This is a genomic window from uncultured Campylobacter sp. (genome assembly GCF_944323605.1).
Taxonomy (GTDB): Bacteria; Campylobacterota; Campylobacteria; order Campylobacterales; family Campylobacteraceae; genus Campylobacter_D.
This window is the reverse complement of sequence record NZ_CALUTC010000004.1, coordinates 74827-98521: the sequence shown is the minus strand read 5'-3', so window position 1 is coordinate 98521 and position 23695 is coordinate 74827. Positions and strand designations below refer to the sequence as shown.

The 23695-nt window shown below is 30.8% G+C and carries 23 protein-coding genes; 15 read left to right on the top strand and 8 right to left on the bottom strand.

Annotation, left to right across the window (positions count from 1 at the left end; all coding sequences use genetic code 11):
• Positions 1 to 16: 16 nt before the first annotated feature.
• From Q0J35_RS03835 to Q0J35_RS03820, 4 genes are all read right to left on the bottom strand, one after another.
• Entirely contained in the window at positions 17 to 805 is a 789-nt protein-coding gene (locus tag Q0J35_RS03835; RefSeq protein ID WP_297193270.1) for a TatD family hydrolase, read from the bottom strand.
• Positions 796 to 2043 carry a response regulator gene (locus tag Q0J35_RS03830; RefSeq protein ID WP_297193268.1) on the bottom strand — a complete coding sequence of 416 codons (1248 nt, stop codon included), beginning with the start codon at positions 2041 to 2043 and terminating at the stop codon, positions 796 to 798. The genes Q0J35_RS03835 and Q0J35_RS03830 overlap by 10 nt, the downstream gene beginning before the upstream one ends.
• Positions 2044 to 2105: 62 nt before the next feature.
• Complete coding sequence (locus Q0J35_RS03825; protein WP_297193266.1) at positions 2106 to 3626, bottom strand: AAA family ATPase; 1521 nt, start codon at positions 3624 to 3626, stop codon at positions 2106 to 2108.
• Positions 3626 to 4480 (bottom strand): NAD(+) kinase, encoded by an 855-nt coding sequence (locus tag Q0J35_RS03820; RefSeq protein ID WP_297193264.1) that lies wholly within the window; start codon positions 4478 to 4480, stop codon positions 3626 to 3628. The genes Q0J35_RS03825 and Q0J35_RS03820 overlap by 1 nt, the downstream gene beginning before the upstream one ends.
• A gap of 84 nt (positions 4481 to 4564) precedes the next feature.
• Here Q0J35_RS03820 and aspS point away from each other — a divergent pair, with 84 nt between their 5' ends.
• The 8 genes from aspS (at position 4565) to Q0J35_RS03780 (ending at position 11863) form a co-directional block, all read left to right on the top strand.
• Positions 4565 to 6316: an aspartate--tRNA ligase gene (aspS, locus tag Q0J35_RS03815; protein ID WP_297193262.1), complete on the top strand. Its 1752-nt coding sequence runs from the start codon at positions 4565 to 4567 to the stop codon at positions 6314 to 6316.
• Positions 6313 to 6894 carry an adenylate kinase gene (locus Q0J35_RS03810; protein ID WP_297193260.1) on the top strand — a complete coding sequence of 194 codons (582 nt, stop codon included), beginning with the start codon at positions 6313 to 6315 and terminating at the stop codon, positions 6892 to 6894. Before aspS ends, Q0J35_RS03810 begins: the two co-directional genes overlap by 4 nt.
• Positions 6894 to 7826 (top strand): MBL fold metallo-hydrolase, encoded by a 933-nt coding sequence (locus Q0J35_RS03805; RefSeq protein ID WP_297193257.1) that lies wholly within the window; start codon positions 6894 to 6896, stop codon positions 7824 to 7826. Before Q0J35_RS03810 ends, Q0J35_RS03805 begins: the two co-directional genes overlap by 1 nt.
• Before the next feature lie 9 nt (positions 7827 to 7835).
• The gene (ppa, locus tag Q0J35_RS03800; RefSeq protein ID WP_297193255.1) at positions 7836 to 8357 is read left to right on the top strand and encodes an inorganic diphosphatase; all 522 of its coding nucleotides are present in this window, start codon (positions 7836 to 7838) and stop codon (positions 8355 to 8357) included.
• Between the two features lie 45 nt (positions 8358 to 8402).
• Complete coding sequence (locus Q0J35_RS03795; protein WP_297193252.1) at positions 8403 to 8687, top strand: hypothetical protein; 285 nt, start codon at positions 8403 to 8405, stop codon at positions 8685 to 8687.
• A gap of 74 nt (positions 8688 to 8761) precedes the next feature.
• Positions 8762 to 9394: a hypothetical protein gene (locus Q0J35_RS03790; protein WP_297193251.1), complete on the top strand. Its 633-nt coding sequence runs from the start codon at positions 8762 to 8764 to the stop codon at positions 9392 to 9394.
• A 195-nt stretch (positions 9395 to 9589) separates the two neighbouring features.
• Positions 9590 to 10855: an MFS transporter gene (locus Q0J35_RS03785; RefSeq protein WP_297193249.1), complete on the top strand. Its 1266-nt coding sequence runs from the start codon at positions 9590 to 9592 to the stop codon at positions 10853 to 10855.
• A 9-nt stretch (positions 10856 to 10864) separates the two neighbouring features.
• Positions 10865 to 11863: a TIM barrel protein gene (locus tag Q0J35_RS03780; RefSeq protein WP_297193247.1), complete on the top strand. Its 999-nt coding sequence runs from the start codon at positions 10865 to 10867 to the stop codon at positions 11861 to 11863.
• A gap of 4 nt (positions 11864 to 11867) precedes the next feature.
• Here the strand turns inward: Q0J35_RS03780 and Q0J35_RS03775 are convergent, their stop codons facing one another.
• Both Q0J35_RS03775 and Q0J35_RS03770 read right to left on the bottom strand, forming a co-directional pair.
• On the bottom strand, positions 11868 to 12923 hold the full coding sequence (locus tag Q0J35_RS03775; RefSeq protein WP_297193245.1) for a CapA family protein: 1056 nt from the start codon (positions 12921 to 12923) through the stop codon (positions 11868 to 11870).
• A gap of 24 nt (positions 12924 to 12947) precedes the next feature.
• A complete protein-coding gene (locus tag Q0J35_RS03770) occupies positions 12948 to 13508 on the bottom strand; it encodes an outer membrane beta-barrel protein (protein ID WP_297193243.1) in 561 nt (186 codons plus the stop codon).
• A gap of 106 nt (positions 13509 to 13614) precedes the next feature.
• Between Q0J35_RS03770 and Q0J35_RS03765 the strand changes: the two genes are divergently transcribed.
• The 7 genes from Q0J35_RS03765 to uvrA all read left to right on the top strand — a co-directional run bounded on the left by Q0J35_RS03765 (position 13615) and on the right by uvrA (position 20779).
• Complete coding sequence (locus Q0J35_RS03765) at positions 13615 to 14682, top strand: divergent polysaccharide deacetylase family protein (protein ID WP_297193241.1); 1068 nt, start codon at positions 13615 to 13617, stop codon at positions 14680 to 14682.
• Positions 14669 to 15433, top strand: a complete 765-nt coding sequence (locus Q0J35_RS03760; RefSeq protein WP_297193238.1) for a DNA-processing protein DprA — start codon at positions 14669 to 14671, stop codon at positions 15431 to 15433. The genes Q0J35_RS03765 and Q0J35_RS03760 overlap by 14 nt, the downstream gene beginning before the upstream one ends.
• Positions 15433 to 15816: a Holliday junction resolvase RuvX gene (gene ruvX / locus Q0J35_RS03755; RefSeq protein WP_297193236.1), complete on the top strand. Its 384-nt coding sequence runs from the start codon at positions 15433 to 15435 to the stop codon at positions 15814 to 15816. The genes Q0J35_RS03760 and ruvX overlap by 1 nt, the downstream gene beginning before the upstream one ends.
• Positions 15806 to 16684, top strand: coding sequence for an RsmB/NOP family class I SAM-dependent RNA methyltransferase (locus Q0J35_RS03750; RefSeq protein WP_297193234.1), 879 nt, complete (start codon positions 15806 to 15808; stop codon positions 16682 to 16684). Before ruvX ends, Q0J35_RS03750 begins: the two co-directional genes overlap by 11 nt.
• Before the next feature lie 69 nt (positions 16685 to 16753).
• A complete protein-coding gene (rpsO, locus tag Q0J35_RS03745) occupies positions 16754 to 17026 on the top strand; it encodes a 30S ribosomal protein S15 (protein WP_297193232.1) in 273 nt (90 codons plus the stop codon).
• 128 nt (positions 17027 to 17154) lie between these two features.
• On the top strand, positions 17155 to 17940 hold the full coding sequence (locus Q0J35_RS03740; protein WP_297193230.1) for a sulfite exporter TauE/SafE family protein: 786 nt from the start codon (positions 17155 to 17157) through the stop codon (positions 17938 to 17940).
• Positions 17941 to 17959: 19 nt separating this feature from the next.
• Entirely contained in the window at positions 17960 to 20779 is a 2820-nt protein-coding gene (gene uvrA / locus Q0J35_RS03735; protein ID WP_297193228.1) for an excinuclease ABC subunit UvrA, read from the top strand.
• Here uvrA and Q0J35_RS03730 read toward each other — a convergent pair whose 3' ends face one another.
• Together Q0J35_RS03730 and glyS are read right to left on the bottom strand one after the other, a co-directional pair.
• A complete protein-coding gene (locus tag Q0J35_RS03730; protein WP_297193226.1) occupies positions 20780 to 21625 on the bottom strand; it encodes a M23 family metallopeptidase in 846 nt (281 codons plus the stop codon).
• Positions 21622 to 23616: a glycine--tRNA ligase subunit beta gene (gene glyS / locus Q0J35_RS03725; RefSeq protein WP_297193224.1), complete on the bottom strand. Its 1995-nt coding sequence runs from the start codon at positions 23614 to 23616 to the stop codon at positions 21622 to 21624. Before glyS ends, Q0J35_RS03730 begins: the two co-directional genes overlap by 4 nt.
• Between the last annotated feature and the right edge of the window lie 79 nt (positions 23617 to 23695).

Genomic DNA, 23695 nt, shown 5'->3' with positions numbered 1-23695 from the left:
TTATCCTACGTTGTATTTAAAAAAATAAATCATTTGAATTTTTGGTGCAAGTTTTTATCAGTTCATTTCTGTCCATAGATAAAAGCTCCGCCATTTTTGTGGCAACAAGATGAGTTAAAATCGGCTCATTTCTTTTTCCTCTAAATGGCTCTGGGCTTAAATATGGTGCGTCTGTTTCTAATAAAAGCCTATCTTTTGGAATTTTTGGCAAGATATCAAGCAAATTCTTAGCATTTTTAAATGTCAAAACCCCGCCTATGCCAAAATAAAAACCAATATCTTTGAGGTTTAAAAGCAAAGGACTTGCATTAAAACAGTGCAAAACCCCTCCATAAAGAGTATGGCTGTGAAAAGACAAGATATTATATAAATCTTCGCTGGAGTCTCTGCAGTGTATTATTAAAGGTTTTTTGTATTCTTTTGCTAAAGCAATTTGTGCTTCAAAAATCAGCTTTTGCTTTTCTTTCTTGTCCTTATCTTCCTTACGGTAATAATCAAGCCCGCACTCCCCGACAGCGACGCATTTTGGGTGAGTTATATAAAATTTTAACAAATCCTCATCATAAAAATCACAGTTGCAAGGATGCACTCCAACAGAAAAATAAACACTTTCATATCTTTGAGCTATTTCAACAGCCCTGCTTAATGTATATAGGTCTGCACCAGGTATTATCATCTTTTTAATATTATTAACTTCACAAGCCTTTATAAGCTCGTGCAAATCATCATAGTAAAGCTCGTCATCTAAATGACAGTGAGTATCTATGATAGCTTCGCTATCCTCATAATTACAAGTTAAAAACATACTTCAACTCTATCTTTTCCAGCATTTTTTGCTATGCTTAAAGCATCTTGTGCTTTGTGTATCAACTCCTCGTAGCTAGTTTTTGCACTTGAGAAAGTTACACCTATGCTAACAGTAAAAAACACTTCATCTAGGGAAACCAAAACGCCCTTATTTTTTATATTTGTCCTAATGCTAGATAAAACTCTTATCGCTTGTTCGCTGCTTGTGTTTTTAAGCAAAACGCATATTTTATCTCTTGAAAAATGCCCGACTATATCTCTACCATAGGTTTCATTTAAAATTTCTTTTACGACGGTTCGTATAACTTCATCTCCTATATTATATCCATATTCTGCATTTATACTTCTTAGATTATCTATATCTACAATGGCAAAGGCAAAAGATTCGTTTTCTGACTTATCATTTATATAATCATCAACAGAATTCTTAAGATAAAATGCCTTTTTAGCACCTGTTAAAGGCTCTAGATAATTAAAATGCTCCATTAAAAGCTGGTCTTTTTTTTCTTGTAAATATCTATCTAATCTAGCATTAAACAATTCTTTGCTAAAAGGCTTTTCTATAAATTCATTTGCTCCACCTCTTAAAAAAGATACCTCCAAGCTGTCATTTTTATCTCCTAAAACTATGACTCCAAGCTGTGTTTTAGGGTAGTCCTCCCTTATCTGAGATAACAAATCAATGCCATCAACCACTGGCATTTTAGCATCACAAATAATCAAATTTGTATCTGTATTATCATTTAAATAAGAAAGTGCTTCCTCTCCGTGTGCTGCAACTAAAATTTGAAACTGTCTTAATGAAAGTAAGTTTTTTATATAATTTCTTTCGTTTAGATTACTCATAGCAAGTATGACTTTAAATTTTTGAAAAGTTTTTAAAAGTTCGACTGTAGAAACTATCTGATCTATGCAGGTATTGCTTTCTTTGTATATGTAAGAAAAAATATCCTTATCTAAAAATTTTTGCTTTATCTTTTCATCACTGTTAGCGGTAAGAACTACAACCAAAAGAGATTTTTCAATCAAAAAATCGACTATTTCGCCATTTAAAGCATCTGGCAAACAAAGATCGGCAAAACACACAAAATAATCTTGCGAATTTTCTAGCAAAGATTTAGCCTCTGCAAAAGAAAAAGCTATATCTATACCAAAGCCAAAAATACTATCAAGCTTTTTTGCTAGAAGTTTTGTTAGCATTTTATTATCATCTATTATTAATATTCTTCCCGACATAAAAAGTCCTAATTTTTAAAAATTGAATTTAAAATTTTAACATATATTTTGTATATTTTTGCTTAAGAACTTAACAAAGTCTTAGCAAAATCCAAAGCCTCTGTGCTTATATTTTCTCCGCTTACCATTCTGGCTAACTCCACAATTCTTTCATCATCAGCTAATTTTCTAACTATGCTCTTATCATTTTCTTTTTCAACCAAAAAATGATTCTTAGCCATTGATGAAAGTTGGGGCAAGTGAGATATTGCAAAAATTTGATAAAAACTAGACAATTCTTTCAAAACTGTCGCTATACTCATAGCCTCTTTTCCACTTAAATTTGCATCAATCTCGTCTAAGAAAATTATGCCTTTTCCAAAATTTAAAAGCTTACACTCAAGTGCTATAAAAGCTAGTCTAAGTCTATTAAGCTCTCCTGAACTTAAATTTTTAAGTTCAGCCTCATTTATGCTAAGTTTTACCTCATCTTTGCCAAATTTTGATAAAACAGTATCTTTTAACTCAAGTTTGACATCTTTCATATATAGCTTTGAAAGATAAGAATTCAAAAGCTCTTCCAAAGGTTTCAAATTTTCTTTCCTATATGAGCTTAAAAGTTTGGATTTTTCTTCTATATTTTTGGAAAGTTCTTGAAGCTCTTTTTCAAGCTCCTTTTTTTCAAAACTTAAATTTTCATAATGCTCAAGTTCTTTTTTCTTATCTTTTAGAATTTCTAAAGATTGCTCTATGCTACCGTATTTTTTTATCAGATAAGACAAATCTTCAATACGGTTTAAAATTTCTTCTATATCAAAATCAAAGTCATCAAAATTTTGACTTTCGCTTATCAATCTTAACTCATTTAAACAGTCTGTAAAAAAAGCACTATCTTTATCGCTTAAATTTAAGGCTTCATTTACGACATTTTCAAGTTCAAAAATAGCGTTTGCTTTCTGCCAAGCTTCTATTATCTTATCTTTTTTTGATAATCTTTTTTTTAAGCTCATAAGCTCTTCATACTCGCCTATTTTGGGTTTTATCTTTTCTATTCTGTCTATTTGCATTAATGTAAGCTCTTTTAGCTCTTCTACTCTTTTTTCTTCTTCTTTTATCTTATTTAAAATTTCATTTTTTTCACAGTAAGCATTAAAATTTTTCTCAAAATCGAGCAAAAAATCATCAAAATTTTTATCTTTTTCTTTATGCATAAAATCCAATAATCTCAAAAATCGTTCATTGCTAAATTCATTATTATCTTTCACAGATAAATACTTTATAAAGCTTTTGCTTAAAGAATTTAAGCTCTTTTTTGTTATGCTTTGATTATTTAAAAAATATTTTGAATTTTTTTCTTTAAGCATTTTAAAAACATTTTCTTCTTCACTTTCTATGCCAAAATCTTTAGAATTTATTTCATCGTCAATAAGCACTTCAACAAATTTAGCCTCGCTATCACAAAGGGCAAAAGCGGATATAATGCCTTTAAAAAGTATGGATTTTCCAGCACCACTAAGACCTGTAAAAACTGTTAATCCTTTTTCTATCTCAAGTTCTGCTATTTTAAAGCTTAAATTCTCTCTCATAAATATTTTTTTTATCATCAATGTCCCCAATTTAGCTTTTCTTTTAAAATTTGAAAATAATCTCTTTTTTTTGGGTGTATGATAGAAACTGTTTTTGTGCTTAAATTTATCTTAATGCTTTTATAATCATTTACATTGTAATATTCTTGTCCGTCTATACAAAAAACACAGTCCTTAGCGTTTAAAGTCATTTCAAATCCTCTTGGAAGCACTATTGGTCTTTGTGTCAAAGAATGCGAACATATAGGAGTTAATATAAAAACCTCTGCTAAAGTATAAACTATAGGTCCATTTGCACTAAGATTATAAGCGGTAGATCCTGCTGGAGTTGATATTATCAAACCGTCTCCATAGTATTCATTAAATATTTTATCATTTCTTAAAACTTCTATGTGAGCCATAGACTGGTGATTAGATTTGGAAAAAATCACATCATTAAAAGCACTTTTTATTATGTTGTTTCCTTGCTTATCTTCTAAATAAATATCCAAAAGATAGGGTTTGTCTATCCTAAAATTTCCATTAAAAAAATCGTCAAAAAATTCATCTGCATCAAAAGCGGTAAAATCTGTCAAAAAGCCTAAATTTCCAGCATTTATGCCTAAAATAGCCTTATCGTATTCACAAGCTTTTCTACATAAAGATATAAGAGTGCCGTCTCCTCCAAGAGATATGATAAAATCACACTCCTTAAATAAAAGGTCAAATTCCTTTTTTTCTAGCAATTCTTCTTGTTCTACAGTGCTTACAAGCTCTATGCCTCTTTTTGCAAAAAGTTTGCTTAGATAAGAAATTTCTTTACTTAAATCCGTATTTGGTCTAGCTACAAGCCCTATTTTTTTTATATTTTTATAATCAATTAAACTTTGCATAATAAAATTATATCAAATCTTAGCTAAGTAAAAGAATAAAGATAATACAATTTCATTTTATTTTTTATTTTTTAAGGAAAAAACTTGAGAACTCATTATAATACTTGCCTAAATTTAGATAATGTAGGAGAGGAAGTAAGCCTTTGTGGCTGGGTAAATTCTTATAGGGATCACGGGGGAGTTATTTTCATAGATTTAAGAGATAGAAGTGGGCTTATACAACTTGTGTGTGATCCAAAAGATAGCAAAGAAGCACACGAAATAGCCTCGCTAGTAAGGAATGAATTTGTTTTAATAGCCAAGGGTAAAGTCAGAAAAAGAGGAGAAAATCTAACAAATTCTAAGCTAAAAACCGGAGAAATAGAAGTTCTTGTTACAAAATTACTCATAGAAAATGAAAGCGAGACAGTTCCGTTTGATGCTGAAGATGAAACAGTAAATGAAGAGCTAAGACTAAAATACCGATTTTTAGAGCTTAGAAATCCAAAACTTTACAATAATTTTGCACTTCGCTCAAAAGCTTGTATAGCTGCTAGAACTTCTTTAGCTAATATGGGTTTTTTAGAAGTAGAAACACCTATATTAACAAGGGCAACACCTGAAGGTGCTAGGGATTATTTAGTGCCATCTCGCATTCATCAAGGACAGTTTTACGCTCTGCCTCAAAGCCCGCAGCTATTTAAACAATTGCTTATGTGTTCTGGTTTTGATAAATACTTTCAAATAGCTAAATGCTTTAGAGACGAGGATTTAAGAGCCGATAGACAGCCTGAATTTACGCAAATAGATGTTGAAATGAGCTTTTGCACTCAAGAAGATGTGATAAAAAGTGCGGAAATTTTCTTAAAAGATATATTCAAAGCTTGCGATAAAGAAATTCAAATCCCATTCAGAAGAATGCCTTATGATGAGGCTATGGAAAAATACGGTAGCGATAAGCCGGATTTAAGATTTAACTTAGAATTTATAGATGTAGCAGATATTTTTTCAAGGTCAAACAATCAAATTTTTTCAGATATAGCAAAAGATACAAAACAAAATAGAGTAAAAGCTTTAAAAGTTCCAAAAGGCGATACAATTTTTTCAAAAAGACAAATGCAAAAATTTGAAGAATACGTACGCAAATTTGGTGCAAAAGGACTAGCATTTATACAAGTAAAAGAGGACGGTTTAAAGGGACCTCTTTGCAAATTTTTTGATGAAAAAGATTTAGATGAGCTTGTAAAAATATGTGCTTTAGAAGTTGGAGATGTAGTATTTTTTGGTGCAGGTGCTAAGAAAACAGTGCTTGATTATATGGGAAGATTTAGGGTGTTTCTAGCAAAAGAACTAAATATCATAAATGAAGATGAGTTAAATTTTGTATGGATAGTTGATTTTCCAATGTTTGAAAAAAATGATGATGGCACGTATTCGGCTATGCACCACCCTTTTACTATGCCAAAAAACATAGATGAAAAAGATTTAGAAAATATAAAATCCATAGCCTATGATATAGTTTTAAACGGTGTCGAGCTTGGCGGAGGAAGTGTAAGAATTCATAAAAATGAAATTCAACAAAAAGTTTTTAAACTCTTAAATATAGAAAAAGAGGAACAAGAAGAGAAATTTGGCTTTTTACTTGATGCTCTTAAATTCGGAGCACCACCTCACGCAGGTATAGCCATAGGGCTTGACAGGCTTATAATGCTAGTTAGCAAAGCAAGTAGCATAAGGGAAGTGATAGCTTTTCCAAAAACGCAAAGGGCACAATGCTTGATGACAAATGCACCGTCTGAAGTGCCTACTTTAAGTTTAAAAGAATTAGGTATAAAAATAAGGGAGAATTTAAAATGAAAAAATTGTTTTTAATAATAGGCGCACCTGGTAGCGGCAAAACAACTGATGCTAGTATTATAGCAAAGCAAAATGATGATACTACGCATTATTCAACTGGAGATTTATTAAGAGAAGAGGTTGCAAAACAAAGTGAGCTTGGCAAACTTATAGATAGTTTTATATCAAAAGGAAATTTAGTGCCTTTAAACGTAGTAGTAGATACAATAGTATCCGCTTTAAAACAAGCACCAACACAAATAGTCATAATAGACGGATACCCAAGAAGCGTGGAACAAATGCTTGAATTTGATAAGGTCTTAAACTCACAAAATGATGTAAAACTAGAAGCTGTTATTGAGATAAAAGTAAGCGAAGAAACAGCTAGAAATAGAGTTTTAGGCAGATCAAGAGGGGAAGATGACAATGAAGAAGTGTTTAACAACAGAATGAAAGTATATATAGAACCTCTAAAAGAAATTCAAGATTTTTATGCTAAAAAAAATCTGCACTTTGAAATAAATGGAGAAAGAAGCATAGAAGAGATAGTGGCACAAATGCAAGATTTGATAAAACAAATATTAGAAAAGAAAGCATAATGAAGACTTTAAGCTACATAATTAGCACTTTGTTTATAGCTTTAACTTTAATGGAAGCTAAAGAATCTGTATCTACTGTAAATTCTATTGGTAATCTTATCGATAGTTTTATAGAAAAACAGGATTTAAAAAAGCAAAATGTGTATGATATAAGTTCAGAGCTAAACAAAATAGGCTATTTTGAAGATGTGAAAATTTATTTGATAAGCCTTGCTAATCTTACCCCTCCTTATGACAAACTTATCGCCGAAAACAAAGAGCAAGAAAGATTGATTAAAAAATACGAAAATGATATAAAAACAAAGAAAGAAAAATCAAATAAACATTTTGTCTTACTGATAAAAGATAAAAAATTCACAGCCTTAATAGACACTGGTTTTTTGCATACTCAAGACAGTTTAATAAAAGCCCTAAAACAAACCAATACAAATGCAAGCGATATTGACTACTTAATACTAAGTCACGGACACAAAGATCATTTAGGAGGAATTTTAAAAGATAATAAAAATATCTTTTCCAAAGCAAAACTAATAATCGATGAAAAAGAATACACTTGGCTAAAAGAAAGCAAAGATGATCTCGTAAGAAAAAGTGTAGAAGCTTTTGCTGAGCCGATATTCTTAAAAGATGAAAATGAGTTTTTACAGGGAAATTCTGTTAAAATTTCATCTAAAAAAGCTTATGGGCACACTCCGGGTCATAGAATTTTTTTAATAAACGAACAAAAAAAACAAGACTTAAATATATTTTTCATAGCTGATTTGATACATACAAGTTTGCAGGTAAAAAATCCAGATATAAGCATACAATATGATTATGATAAGGATTTAGCAAGAAAAACAAGAAAAAAATTTGCAAAAGAATTTGAGAGTGTATATAACAACATAATCATAGGCTCTCACAGTCCAAGCATTATACATTTTAATAAGTAAGGAGAAATAATGAATTTAGAAAAGATTAAAATTGGAGAAATACCAAACAAAATAAATGCGGTCATAGAAATACCTTATGGCTCAAGCATAAAATATGAGATAGACAAGGACAGCGGTGCAGTTTTTGTAGATAGAGTTTTAGCTGGAGCTATGTATTATCCTGCAAACTATGGTTTTATAGCAAATACATTAGCAGATGATGGAGATCCTGCTGATATTTTAGTGCTTTATGAAAAACCTATACAAGCTGGTGCTGTTATTCCTTGTAGGCTTGTTGGGGTTTTGATAATGGAAGATGAAGCTGGAATGGATGAAAAACTCATAGCTGTTCCCACATCAAAGATAGATCCTAGGTTTGATAATGTAAAAGATATAAAAGACCTTCCACAAAGCACTTTAGCAAAGATAAAAAATTTCTTTGAAACTTATAAGACATTAGAAGCTGGAAAATGGGTAAAAGTGCAAGATTTTAAAGGACTTGATGAGGCTGTTAAGCTTTTAAATTCTTTCATAGAAAAAGCCAAGAAATAAAACTCAAAGCACAATTTTTGTGCTTTTTATGTATGAGGAGTTTATATGAAAAACATAGTATTTCACGCCGGTGGTTTTGGCGATCTTTTTGTATGCTTTAAAGCACTTTACTCTACAAAGTGCTTATATCCTGATTATAAACTTATTCTTTTTATAAATAATTTTCAAGATAAAGATTTTCTAAAAAATATAAGCTTCTTAGATGAAGTTTTCTTTTTTAACGATTTTTTCGCTGATTTAAAAAAACTAAATCCGGATATTTTTATATCAGTTAGGAGATCCTCTACTTTTTTTAAAGAACTAAAAAGGCTTAATTTAAAAAAGTTATAGTTTTTCCACATTTTGTAAGCGTAACGTCTTCTTATTTTCACACTCCAAGATTATTTTTTAGATCTAAACTTCATATGAGCGAGATAAATTTGAAATTAGTAAAAGCTATAGATGAAAAGCACTACGAGCAAAATATAAATAAGATAAATTTTTCAAACTTAAAAAACTGTCTTCCATACAAAAGCGAATTAAGCGATGCATTTTTTAATAAACTAGATAATAAATATGAAAAAATCATAGCTATAAACCCTTTCTCAAATTGCTCAGAAGGTGTTGGCAATAACTTTTTGCCAAGACAGTGGATAAATTTAGCACAAAATCTAGCTTTAACTTATCCTAAATATTTATTCGTTCTTTTGAATTTTAAACACAATACCTTGCAAATAAACATAGATGAAAGCAAAAATTTAAAAAGCTTTGTGAATGATGAAAGTATCGCTTCTTTGTTTTATTTTTCTTCCAAGCTTGATTATCTCATATCAATTGATACAGGGCAAGTTCATGTATGCGATATATTGCAAGTGCCATCTTTAGTGCTAATACGCAAGGTGGTTGCCAATAGATATGCTAACGGCTCTTATGCAAGCGATGGGGGGGGGGCTTTGCTATATGATAAATTCGTACTTCAAGACTGTTGGCAAAAAGAGTATAGAAAAACATATGCAAACTTTTGCAAAAAAGCCTTTGCTGCGATAGACAAACTGTGATTTTGTCTAATTTATAAACCTAAAATAAAAAATGCAAAAAAGTTCATCAAAATACAGCTTTTACGCTCTTATTTAATAATTTGCTACTTTGCGTAACCTGTTTTTTTTTTTTTTTGATTTTTGCTAAAAATTTAATAAAAACTTATTAAAAACTATGCAAAGATTGATAATAAAATATTATCAAAAGGAGAAAAAATGAGTTCCGCAAAGCCTATTAGGTGGTTTACCTTCATAGTTTTAGTTATCGGTGGAGGCACGGTTTTTAAGCTCTCCTCACTTAAAGATGCCTTTTATGTGCCTATGCAAGAATTTATGAATTTAAGCAATACCCAAATAGGCCTAGCCCTCTCGGTCTATGGCATAGTGCAAACGGTGGGAAATTTCGCCTCCATCTACATCGCCGATAGGTTTTCAAAAAAGATTTTGATACCATTTTCTTTGATTTGCGTTGGACTTATAGGCTTTTATATCGCTTCTTTTCCTAGCTTTTATGGGATATTAATCGCTTGGGGGCTTTTGTCTTTATTTGGCGAGGTGGTGTATTGGCCTGTTTTACTTAAGGCTATTCGTTTGCTTGGAGATTCCACCCAACAAGGCAGGCTCTTTGGCTTTTTAGAAGCTGGTCGTGGCGTAGTTGATACCATAGTTGCCTTTTCAGCTTTAGGAATTTTCGTGCTTTTAGGCTCTGGTGCTGGAGGATTAAAGGCTGCCATAATCTTTTATAGTCTTTGTGTTATCGTGGCAGGGGTTTTGGCATATTTCTTACTAGAAGATGATAAGATAAATACCACAGATGAAAAAGGTAATGAAATTAGCAAAAACAAAGCCGCTTGGCAAGGCGTGATGAAAGCGATTAAAACGCCTGAAATTTGGATAGTTTCTCTAACTATCTTTACTATCTACTCTATTTACTGCGGACTTATTTATTTTGTGCCTTTCTTAAAGGATATTTATGGTATGCCTGTGGCTTTAGCAGGAGCGTATGGCATTATCAATCAATACACCCTAAAGCTTGTTGGAGGACCAATTGGAGGGTATTGTGCGGATAAGGTCTTTCACTCCTCAACTAGATACTTAAGATTTGCTCTTATTTTGGCTGCTCTTGCTATGCTTATCTTTGTTTTTATGCCGCACGAAAGCCTAAATATCTATCTTGGTATGTGCTTAACCCTAGGCTTTGCCGCCATAGTCTTTACGATGAGAGCGACCTTTTTTGCTCCTGTTGATGAGATACAAATGCCTAGAGAAATCAGCGGTGCGGCTATGAGTATAGCCTGCATCTTTGGTTACTCGCCACAGCTTTTTTGCTTTGCACTTTACGGCTTTATCATAGATACTTATGAAGGGATTCTAGGCTATAAGATAGTCTTTAGCATAATGGGCTTTTTTGCTCTGTGTGGAATTTTAGTAAGCACTTATCTTTTAAAAAGAATTAAAAGCAAACAAGCACAGCTAGCTTAAGGAGAAACAATGAAACTAGGCTTAGAAACAGAAAGTATGCATCTTTGGTTTCAAAACCATAAAATGGACATCTTTTCCTTTTGTGATTTTGCTAAAGAGCTAGGACTTGATGGAGTGATTATAAACATCATAAAAGATTACGGGCTTGATGAAAACTGGGGCTGTCTTGGAAGTGATGAGGAGGAGCATTTAAGTAAGCTAAGACAAAAGCTTGATGAGTATGCTTTTTACTGCGAGATAGACGCAAAAGGCTTTGAGCTTGCTAAATTTCAAAAGATAGCTAGGGTTTGTAAGGCACTAAATGCAAAAATTATAAGAAGCTATGTGCCTCTAACGGATAAAAGCAAAAAAGTAAAAAGTGCTAGTGAGGGAGCGTATGATGATTCTAAAATTCACGCTTCTTTTGATAAGGAGGAGTTTTTAGCAAGTGCTAAGCAGATAAAGGAGCTAATTCCTCTTTTAGAGGAAAATGATTTGTATCTAGCTATAGAAAATCACGAGTATCAAAGTTCGCAAGATTTGCTTGATTTATTAGCTCTTATCAAGCACCCTAGAGTTAGGCTTTTGTTTGACTTTGGAAATTCTATGATGGCTTTTGAAGAGCCTGTGAAAGCCTGTGAAAATATGTCTAAGTTTATCATAAGCACACACGCAAAGGATCATATAGTTTTTGCTGAAGATGGGCAAAATTATGTTTGCGGTGTGCCTTTAGGAGAGGGCAATATCAATATAAAAGCCCTCCTTCAAATCCTTAAAAAACAAGGCTTAGAAAGGATAAACATAGAGCAGTGCTATCCTTACTGTGCTACTTTTAAAAGAGAGCTAGGCTGCGGGGGTGTAAGTGAATTTAAAGGAGCTTTTAAGCTTGAAAAGCCTTTGTTTGATGAGCTTAAGGCAATGCAGTATTACTACCCTCAAGAAGTGAGCAAAGAGATTTTAGAAAAACTTTTAAACTTGCAAAAAGAAGGTGTTATAAAAAGCGTAAAATATATACAAAAGTTGCTATGATAAACTATCTTGGCAGCTGTTTTTTTATGCTTTTGTTTATGTCAAGAACTATATTTTCGTATTTTTCTTGTATGTCTTTATACCCTGTCAAAATGCTTTCATTTAAATCTCTGAATGGATAAATTTTAAAATTTTTATCGTTTTTATCCCTATATGTGTAACTTAGCTCAAAACCAAAATCCCTTATCTTAGGCTTATCTTCTTTTTTCTCAAATACAACCCCGACCAAAAGCCCTACTCTTTTTTCAAGCTCATTTTGTGCTGAAAGCAAATTACCCAAAGAATAAATAACCAAAGTATCATTTATAAATTCTATAGGTGCTATGAAATGAGAATGTGTGCCTATAATAACATCAACGCCTAAAGATGATAAAAATTTAGCTAAATCTCTTTGCTCTTTATTAGGTTTAAAAATATATTCATCTCCCCAATGCATAGAAACCAAGAGCAAATCAACCTTTTTCCTTATCCTTTTTATATCTTTTTCTATCTCTTTTTTATCTATCAAAGAAACTAAATAGGGCTTATTACTGGGCAAATTATGTCCATTAATTCCGTATGTATAAGCTAATAAAGCGATTTTAATACCATCTATCATAAAAAATTTAATTTCATTCTTGTCTTCATTTGAGATATAAGAGCCTGCGTAAAGTGTGGAATTTTGTTGTCGCCAAAAATCCAAAGAAGACAAAACGCCTTTTTCTCCTTTATCTAAACTATGATTATTTGCTAAAGATACGAGATTAAAACCAATATTTGTCATATTTTTACCAAATTCTTTAGGAGAATTAAAATTAGGATAAGTGCTTATACCAAGCTCTTTGCCACCCAACAAACTTTCTTGATTATAAAAGGCTAAATCGTAAGAAGCTACAAGCTTAGAAAGATGAGTTAGCATTTTTGAAAAATCATAGCTTGAATTTTTTTCTACAATTTGTGCATCATTATAAACTCTGCTATGAATCAAGGCATCTCCAGCCATTATAATACTTAGTGAATTTAAATCCTGTTTTGAATATGTGAAAGTCAAAAATAAAAAAAATAGTAAAAAATATCTCACAAAAAACCTCTTGTGAGAATATTTTTAATAATAATCAGAAAAAGTATAAACATACCTTAGCATAGGATTAAACACCTGTTTTCCCTCTTTGCCAGTGCTTGAATTTAAAGTATGATACTCAAAAGGCACTCTAAATGCGAGCTCTAAAGAATGTGCATCATTAAAAGCTGCTCTTAGACCAAAATTTAAATAAGTATCAAGGCTTGTTGTGTTCCAAAAAGTAAAACCTAAATTTAGCCCAACAAATGCCCCATAAGAGGTGTATCCACGGTTTATAAAATTATATAAAAAATCCACATTTGCACCCAGATGATAATACGAGCCAACATTTCCGGCGTGACTTGGAAGTCCATTCATCCAATCATACAAAAAATTTCCATAAACTCTAATACCCATATTTTCATTAAAGAAAAGCTTATGTCCTAGTATGAAATGCAAATTTAAATTATCCCCATTTGCATCTTGAGGCTTTATATTTACAGAAGCATATCCTAAACCTCCACCAAAATAAAACCCATCAACCTCAGCCTTAGCAAAACTAAACAATGAAAAATAAAGTAAAAATGCTATAAAAATTTTTTTCATAAAACAAACCTTTCAAAAATAATAATTTTACCATAGTCTAGTTAATATTAAAAACGGAACGCATTTTGCTTTTTGTTTTGCTAAAGTTTAGTTAGGGGAAAAATTTATGATAAAAAAACTAAGTATCATAGTTTTTATATTGTTTTTGCTTGGAATTTTTGTATTTATATTTATTGAAAAAAAAGAAAATACGCAAAATAATGAAATTCAAAAAAATGAGATCAATAAAACAGAAACTAATAAAAGCATAAATACTATCAAAGAAAAAAATGAAAGCAAAAAGCTTACAAAAGGTTTATTTGCTGATTATGAAAAGAATTTAGAAGATGAAGTTTATATGAATTTTGAAACAAATCATAGCTCAAACATACAAGAAGATAAAATAAGACAAAAAACACAAGAATTAAAAATACCAGATATAAATTTTAGCATAACAAAAAAGGAATTTTATAGACCTGATATAAATTTAACTTTAAATTTAGAAAAAAAAGAAAGTAAAAAACTTATAAAAAAAGAGCATTCTAACGCAAAACTAGCCATAATCATAGATGATATGTCCTCAAAAGAGCAAGTAAAAGCACTAAAAAATACCGGATTAAAACTGATACCTTCATTTTTTCCAAGCTCTAAAAATCACCCTTACACAAAAGAGTATGCAAAAGAATTTGACTTTTTTATGGTGCATTTACCTTTAGCAGCTTTGAAATTTAAAAATGAAGAGATACAAACCTTAAAACCAAACCACACGCAAGAATTTATAAATAATAAAATAGCACAGATAAAAAATGATTTTAAAAATTTGAAATTTGTAAATAACCACACAGGAAGCTTATTTACAAGCGATAAAGAAGCTATGATAAAGCTTTTTAAGGCATTTGACAACTTTGAACTCATCTTTGTAGATTCTCTTACAACAGGAGCTAGTAAGGCAAGAATTTTAGTAAAAGATTTTAATCAAACATACATAAGAAGAGATATATTTTTAGATAATAAAGATGAAATTTTTTACATAAAAAAACAGATAGCTAAAGCAGTAAATTTAGCCAAAAAAAATGGTTTTGCAATCGCAATAGGTCATCCTAGAAAAAATACATTCAAAGCTTTAATCCAAAGTAAAAATTTGCTTGATGAAGTAGAATTAGTATATTTAAGTGAAATTTATGGATATAATTAAAAACATACCACAAGAGCTTTTAAAGCTTAAAAATCCGCCAAAAGAGCTTTATTTTAAGGGAAATTTAGACTTGCTTTATAAACCCAAAATCGCAATTATAGGCTCAAGAAGAGCTACAACTTATACGAAAAATTGCGTTTTAAAACTCGCCTCTATGCTAAAAGACGCTGGTATAGTTGTAGTAAGCGGAGGTGCAATAGGTGTTGATATACAAGCTCATATAGCTTCATTTCCAAATACCATAGGAATTTTTGCAAATGGACTTGATGAAATTTATCCCAAAAATAATGAAAAAATTATAAAGCAAATATACGAAAATGCTCTTGCCATAAGTGAAAATAAGGCAAATTATAAGGCAAAACCTTATGATTTTTTGCTTAGAAATAGGCTTATAATAGCACTTAGTGATGTTGTAGTCATAGCTCAAGCGGACTTAAAAAGTGGCTCTATGCAAAGTGCTAGACTTTGTAAGGAGATGAAAAAAAGACTGTTTGTTTTACCACAAAGAATCTTTGAAAGTGATGGCACAAATTTACTACTAGCAAAAAATGAAGTAGAGCTTATAACGGATTTTACAGCTTTTGTAAGAATGTTTTCCTGTGTCAAAGAAAAAGAAAGTGATGATTTTTTAGAATTTTGCAAAAAAGAAAATTCTGTGGATAAAATATTTGCCAAATTTGGAAACTTGCTCTACGAATATGAGCTTCTTGGTAGGATAGAAATAAATGGCACAACTGTAAGGCTCTTGTGATGAACGCTCTAGCACTTGATATAGGTTTAAAACGCATAGGTATAGCACTTTGCATAAATAAAAGCGTTGTCATACCTTTAGATGCCGTATTTAGAAAAAACAGAGAACAGGCTAGTTTAGAAATAAAAAAAATTTTAGAAGAATACAAAATTTCACTTCTACTAGTGGGTTTGCCAAAAGGATTTTCCAGTGAGGATGAGATGCAAAAAAGAATCAAGCATTTTGTATCCCTTCTTGACTTTAAAGAGGAAATAAAATTTGTAGATGAAAGCTTTAGTAGCAAAAGAGCCGCTGAAATTAAAACAAAAAAAAGTAAGAAAAAAGATGGCAAAACAGACTCCTTAGCAGCGTATTTGCTTTTGAAAGATTACTATGCTTTATGATTTAGAAAATGAACTAAAAAATATTTACACAGTAGATGAACTTGAAAAAATAAAATCATCTTTAAAAAATGACAAAAAAGCTTGTGTTTTTTTAAATAAAATAAAATGCTCTAATAAGGAGCTTGAGGATATTTTTAAAAAAGAAAATATAAAATTTAAAAAACTAGATAAATACTGCTACGAGATAGATGAAAAAAGCAAAGCTAGTCAAAGCGTAGCTTTTAAACAAGGGCTTTTTTATATACAAAATTTTTCCTCTTATCTTTGTGCTAAAAATTTAAATGTTAGTAAAAACGATACTGTGCTAGATATGTGTGCAGCTCCGGGTGGAAAAAGTATAAATCTAGCAAATTTTATGGATAATGAAGGGTATTTATCCTGTGTAGAACTTAGTAAAGATAGATTTTTTAAACTTAAAAATAATTTACAAAATTATGGTGTTAAAAACGCAAGAATTTTTTGCAAAAATGCACTAAGCATAGGAAAAATTTGCCCTTTAAAATTTGATAAAATTTTACTTGACGCACCTTGTTCGAGCTTTTCAAAACTTGGTTTTAGCATAAAAAGAAATAAAAAAGATATAAAAAATATAGCCAAACTTCAAAAAAAACTTTTACACTCGGCATTAAATGCTCTTAAAATAAATGGGGAATTAATATATAGCACATGCACTTTTACAAAAGAAGAAAATGAAGAAGTTATAGAAAATGCTTTAAATTCTAAATTTAAAATAGAAATTTTAAATCTTGATTTAGATATCTTAGAAAGCAAAAAAGCTATTATAGGCGAAAATTCATTAGCAAGAAGAATAATAGGAAATGACTTCGCACAAAGTTTTTTTATATGTAAAATAAGAAAAAATGGGTAAAATTAAGCTTTGTTTTTGATTGTTTTGTTATAATTTTGCTTTTAAAAATATACCAATCAGGAGGTCAAAATGGCTTTGGATTCGGCTAAAAAGTCGCAAATTATTTCTAAATTTGCTAGAAAAGAAAATGACACAGGTTCTACTGAAGTGCAAGTTGCTCTACTTAGTGCTAGAATTGCCGAGCTAACAGAGCATTTAAAGATATTTAAGAAAGATTTTTCTTCTCGTTTAGGTCTTTTAAAAATGGTAGGAAAAAGAAAAAGACTTTTAAATTACCTAAAGAAAAAAGACTATGCAAAATACAGCAAGCTAATAAACGATTTAAATCTAAGAGATAAATAATTTGGTATCGCTAGATACCAAATTTAAACTATTTTTACATTTTAAAACACTTCTTTTTATATAAGCAAAGTAAGTTCTTTATAAAAAAAATATGCTAAAATTCTCTTTTAAATTTTTAGGTATATATTATGGAATTTGAATTTTTATATATAGTTTGTATGTTTATAGGAATTATTTCTGGTATGGCATCTGGTATATTTGGTCTTGGAGGCGGCATTGTGATAGTGCCTATCTTGCTGACTTTTAACCTAAGCTCTCATACAGCTGTTGCTATGTCTGTTTTACAAATGATTTTTGCATCTAGTTTTGGCTCTTATATAAATTACAAAAAAAAGAATTTAGATTTAAAAGATGGAGTTTTTGTCGGTCTTGGCGGACTTTTTGGGGCAAGTTTTAGCGGAGAATTTATCAAAATGCTATCAGATACTAGCTTAAATGCTGTATTTTTGTGTATAAATATTATATTTTTTATAAAATTTGTATTTAGCTTTAAAACAACTGTTAAAGAAAGTCAAAGAAGTGAAAATTTCAAAAAATTTATTTTATTTTGTGCTGGTGCCATAACCGGACTTTTTGCAATATCACTTGGCATAGGGGGAGGCTTGCTTATAACTCCTATACTTGCTTATTTTCTTGGATACGATACAAAAAAAACAGTTTGCATTTCTTTATTTTTTATCATATTTGCATCTATAGCCGGAACTTTTTCTTTTTTTAGACAAGGATATATAAGCGAAAAGGTATTAATAGGAGGAATTTTAATAGGCATATCATCTATGCTTGGCGTATTTTTAGGTATAAAACTAATGGAAAAAATAAAATTAAAATCGCACAGAAATGCCCTTATTGTAGTATATATAGCAAGTATTTGTATGACGGCAAATGCTTTATTTAAGAAGTTAAATTTTTATTAACTTGTATCAAAGGAATAAAATGCAAAATGATATTATAAAAATAATAGGTGCAAGAGAAAATAATCTAAAAAACATAAATTTAGAACTTCCAAAAAATAAACTAATAGTATTTACAGGACTTTCAGGCTCTGGAAAATCAACTCTAGCCTTTGATACACTATACGCAGAAGGTCAAAGAAGATATATAGAAAGTCTAAGCTCTTATGCTAGGCAATTTTTAGATAGGGTGGCAAAGCCCGATATAGATAAGATAGATGGATTAACACCAGCCATAGCAATAGATCAAAAAACCACCTCGAAAAATCCACGTTCAACAGTTGGAACAATCACTGAAATATATGATTATCTAAGACTTTTATATGCTAGGATTGGAAAACAACACTGCCACAACTGCGGCAAGGAAATTTCAAGTATGAGTGCTAGTGATATAGTAAATGAAATTTTAAAACTTCCAAAAGGTGCTAAAATAATAATATATTCTCCTCTAGTAAGGGAAAAAAAAGGAACTTATGTAGATTTGCTAGACAATCTTAGAAATAAAGGCTATGTAAGAGCACAGATAGATGGCGTAACAGTAAGGCTTGATGAGGATATAGAATTATCTAAAACCAAAAAACACAGCATAAAACTTATCATAGATAGACTTGAGATAAAAGATGATTTATTATCAAGACTTGCAAGCGATGTGGAAAAAGGCTTGGAAGAAAGCTTTGGAGAGCTTGAAATAGAAGTTTTAAATGCAGATGAACTTGGAATTTCAAAACATTTTCACTACAGCGAACATAATGCTTGTTTTGATTGCAAGCTATCTTTTGTGCCGATCGAACCTCTTAGTTTTTCTTTCAACTCGCATAAAGGTGCTTGTGAAAGTTGCGATGGTCTTGGAATTCGCTATAGCATAGATTTAAAAAAAATAATAAATGAAAATTTAAGCTTAGAGCAAGGTGCAATTAAGATAATGAGCGGTTTTCACAGAGCGTATTATTATAAATTTTTACTAGCTTTCTGTGAGCAAAATAATATAAAAACAAAAATTCCATTTAATGAGCTAAAAGAAGATGATAAAAAGCTTATACTGTATGGAAATGCTAAGGAAATAGACTTTTTGTGGAAGAGACATAGGCTTAAAAGGGTTTTTGAAGGTGTGGTGAAAATAGCGTATGATATTTTAAAAGATGAAAAAGATTTAAGTGATTATATGAGTGAAAAAATTTGCAAAGACTGTCAAGGGCATAGGCTTAGACCTGAAAGTCTGGCAGTAAAGGTGGCAAATAAAAATTTAGGTGAAATTTTGGATATGAGTATAGAAGAGTGTGTAAATTTTTTCAATAAAGAAAACAATTTTTCTTATCTAAGCAAACAAAATACTCTCATAGCAAAACCTATACTAAAAGAAATAAATGAAAGATTGTTTTTTCTTAACGATGTAGGGCTTGGATATTTAAGTCTTGGAAGAGACGCAAGAACTATAAGTGGTGGAGAAGCACAAAGGATAAGGATAGCCTCTCAAATAGGTTCTGGATTAAGCGGTGTTATGTATGTTTTGGACGAGCCTAGCATAGGACTTCACGAAAGAGACACTCAAAAACTCATAAAAACATTAAGAAATTTAGAACAAAAAGGCAATACTCTAATAGTAGTAGAACACGACAAAAAAACCATACAAAATGCGGATTATATAGTAGATATAGGTCCTAAAGCTGGAAAATTTGGTGGAGAGGTTGTATTTGCAGGAACTTACAAAGAACTTTTAAAAAGCAAAAGTGAGACTGCTCTTTATATGAGTGGAAAAAAAGATATAAAGCAGCTAAAAAATAGAAAGCAAAATGAATGGCTAGAACTTAAAAACGTAAATATAAATAATATAAAAAAACTAAATGTTAAATTTCCGCTTTCAAATTTGGTTGCTATTACTGGGGTTTCTGGCTCTGGAAAAAGCTCATTAATACTTCAAACACTACTTCCTTTCGCACAAGAAGCTTTAAATCACGCAAAAAAAATAAAAAAGATAGGAAATGTAGAAATAAATGGGCTTGACAAGCTAGATAAGGTAATTTATCTGGATCAAAGCCCTATAGGAAGGACACCTAGATCCAATCCTGCCACATATACAGGAACTATGGACGAGATAAGAAATCTTTTTGCCTCCACAAAAGAAGCAAAAATGAGAGGATACAAAGCTGGTCGCTTTTCTTTTAATGTTAAAGGTGGAAGATGTGAAAAATGTGCAGGAGATGGGGAAATAAAAATAGAAATGCATTTTTTACCCGATATTATGGTGCTTTGCGATGCGTGTGCTGGAAAAAGATACAACGAAGCGACGCTTGAGATAAGATATAAAGGAAAAAATATAGCTGACATACTTTCTATGAGCATAACTGAAGCTTATGACTTTTTTAGCTCTGTTCCTAAGATAAAACAAAAACTTGATACCTTGATGAAAGTTGGGCTTGATTATTTAAGTCTTGGGCAAAATGCTACAACACTAAGCGGTGGAGAAGCACAAAGAATAAAACTAGCAAAAGAATTAAGCAGAAGTGATACAGGAAAAACGCTTTATATACTTGATGAGCCTACGACGGGATTGCATTTTGAAGATGTAAATAAATTAGTTTGTGTTTTGCAACATTTAGTTGATTTAGGAAATTCTATCTTTGTCATAGAACACAACTTAGATGTTATAAAAAATGCTGACTATATCATAGATATGGGACCTGAAGGTGGGATAAAAGGGGGCAAGATAATAGCCACAGGCAATGTAGAAAAAATAGCTAAAGAACATAAAAAAAGCGGGTCTTACACGGGGTATTTTTTAAATTTGGAGTTAAATGCTAAATAATTACTGTTTTTCATTTATTAATGAATTAAATTTTTTAATAAAATCCATAGGATCAACCTGTGTGCCTCCAGCAAAGATACCAAAATGAAGGTGTGCTCCGGTTACTCTACCACTATCTCCGCTTAAAGCTATAACATCTCCTTTTCTTACTCTTTGACCGGGTTTTACTTTTATTTCAGAAAGGTGATAATACTGGGAAAAAATTTTAAATCCGTGATCTATAATAACAGAACCACCAGCATAATACCTATCCTTTGCTAGTCTTACTATGCCCGAATTCGCCGCTACAATAGGAGTGCCTACCTTTGCTCTAAAATCAGTGCCAGAATGATAGCTTGCTAGGGTATTGTTAAAGATTCTAGCAGTGCCAAATTCACTTGTTATAGCAGAATCAAGAGGCTTTATAAATTCCCCATCATATAAAAGCTCATCAGTAAATGTAGCATAAATTTGATTTGCCTCATTTATTTCTTTTCTTATCCTTTCTTGAACTTCTTTTGGCGGCTTTATTTTATTTCTTGCAACAGTTAATTTTTCAACCTTATAGCTGCCTTCCACGCCTAAAAGGTGATATTTTTTAACCTCTCCATCAGCATAAAACGCAGATACAACAGCTTCTTTTATAGGCTTTCTATAAGATGAGCTAAAAATTAAAATTACTTTATTATCATCTTTTGGGTGCAGCATAAACCTTTGCTTTTTATCTTTTTTATCTAAGTTACTCTTGCTCTCTATCTTTTCAAGCCCTTTCTTACCAAATTCTAAAATAACAGCCTGTCCCTTGCTGATATTAAGATCTTGTGCTAAAAGAGGTAAAGCAAAAAATAAAAATACTAACCATTTCATAAACTTATCTCCTTTATATCAGCCACAGTCAAAAAAGCATTGTATATGCTCTGTATCAGTGCCAATCTATTGTTTTTTATCTTTTCATCATCTACATTTATCATAATTTTATCAAAAAAAGTATCTATTTGAGGTTTTAAGGCAAAAAGAGAACGTAAAAGCTCATAACTAGGTAAAGTCAAATCACAAGCTTTAAAGGCATTAAACAAATCTTTTTCTTCCTTTTCCTTAAGCAATTTTTCATCAAGCACCCTACTTTCGCTATCTTTGATTATATTAGATAGTCTTTTAAATGTATCAAAATAAGAGAAAAAGTCTTTATCAGAGCTTAATTTAAGCAATGCTTTTATGCTACTGTCTATATGAACTATATCATAAGTTCTTAATGAAGCCTTTATGAAAGAGGCATTTGCGTCATACAAAGAATAAAGTCTTTCTAAAATAAAATTTAGTAAAATTTTAATATCAAAATCCTTATACAAAAAGGAGATATTTTTTAAAAGCTCGTCCAATCTAAAAGAAGCCCCTAAGTTTATAAGTATCTTTAAAACACCAAGAGCAGCTCTACGAAGTGCGTAAGGATCTTTAGTGCCACTTGGAATTTGATTTATAGAAAAAAGACACATCAAGGTATCTAATTTATTAGATAGAGCGACAATGCTAGTAAATTTGGTGCTTGGAAGAGAATCTTTTTCTGATTTTGGCATATATTGCTCTAATATAGCAAGGCAAATTTCATCTTTAAAGCCCTGTTTTTTGGCATAATGATAGCCTATAACACCTTGCAATGAAGTAAATTCATAGACCATTTGTGTGGCTAAATCTGATTTTGAGTATTCTATGGCGTCTAATATATCTTTTTCATCTAGTCCTGCATAAATTTTACAAAGCACTTTTGCTATTTCTTTCTCCCTTTGAACCTTATCATAAATAGTTCCTAAGCCTTCAAAATACGATATGATTTTAAGCTTTTCAACACACAAACCGCTCTTTAAATCATTTTCATAAAAAAACACAGCATCGCTAAGTCTAGCTCTTAAAACCCTTTCATTGCCATTAATAATCTGTGAATAATCCTCACATACAGCATTGCTAACAAAGACAAAGTTATTAGTGAAGGCACCGTTTTTAAAAACAGAAAAATACCGTTGATTTTCACGCATAGAATCTATAATCACTTCACTAGGTAAGATTAAAAAATCCTCCTCAAAGCTACCTAACAAAGCATTTGGATACTCTGTTATAGCTACAACCTCATCTAATAAATCCTTATCTTCTTTGATTTTGATATTATGTTTTTGCTCTAATTCTTTAAAATCATTTAAAATTTTTTCTCGTCTTTTTTCTTGATTTAATATAACAAAATTCTTTTCTAATAAATTAAAATAATCATTAACACCATCTATATGAAATGCTTCATAAGAAACAGTCCTATGCACAAAAGTTCTTTTTGCACTTCTTATACCATAGCAACAAATATCTACAAGCTCATCATCTAAAATACAAAGCAAATTTCTTATAGGTCTTATAAAATGAAAATCGCCTTTACCCCAACGCATACTCTTACCAAAACTAAGAGAATCTAGAAAGTTACTTATCATTTCTTCTAATAAATTCTTACTGTATTGACCCTCTACTTCCTTTTGATAATATAAAACCTCTTTGCCTTTTACAAGTTTAAAAGAAAGCTCATCTTCGCTAATCCCTGCTTTTTGCAAAAAAGAAAGTCCAGCCTTTGTTAAAATCCCATCTTTAAAAGCTAAATCTTTAGGAGCACCTATAAATTCTAATTTTTGTTTTTCTTGTTTTTTGGCAAAATTATCGTGGTATAAAACAAGCCTTCTTGGAGTATAAAAAAAGTTAAAATTGCTTTTTAATTTGTATTCTTCTAAAATTTTATTCCACTTTTTAGGTATATTGTCTAACTCTTTTAAAAGCGGTATAGCTGGTAATTCTTCAACTAAAATTTCTATAAGCAATGAGCCGTTCATATTGTGCCTTTTTGTATTTTAAAACTGTTATTGTAGCACAAAATCTTAAAGCTAAGCACCCAAAAGGTGCTTATAAAAA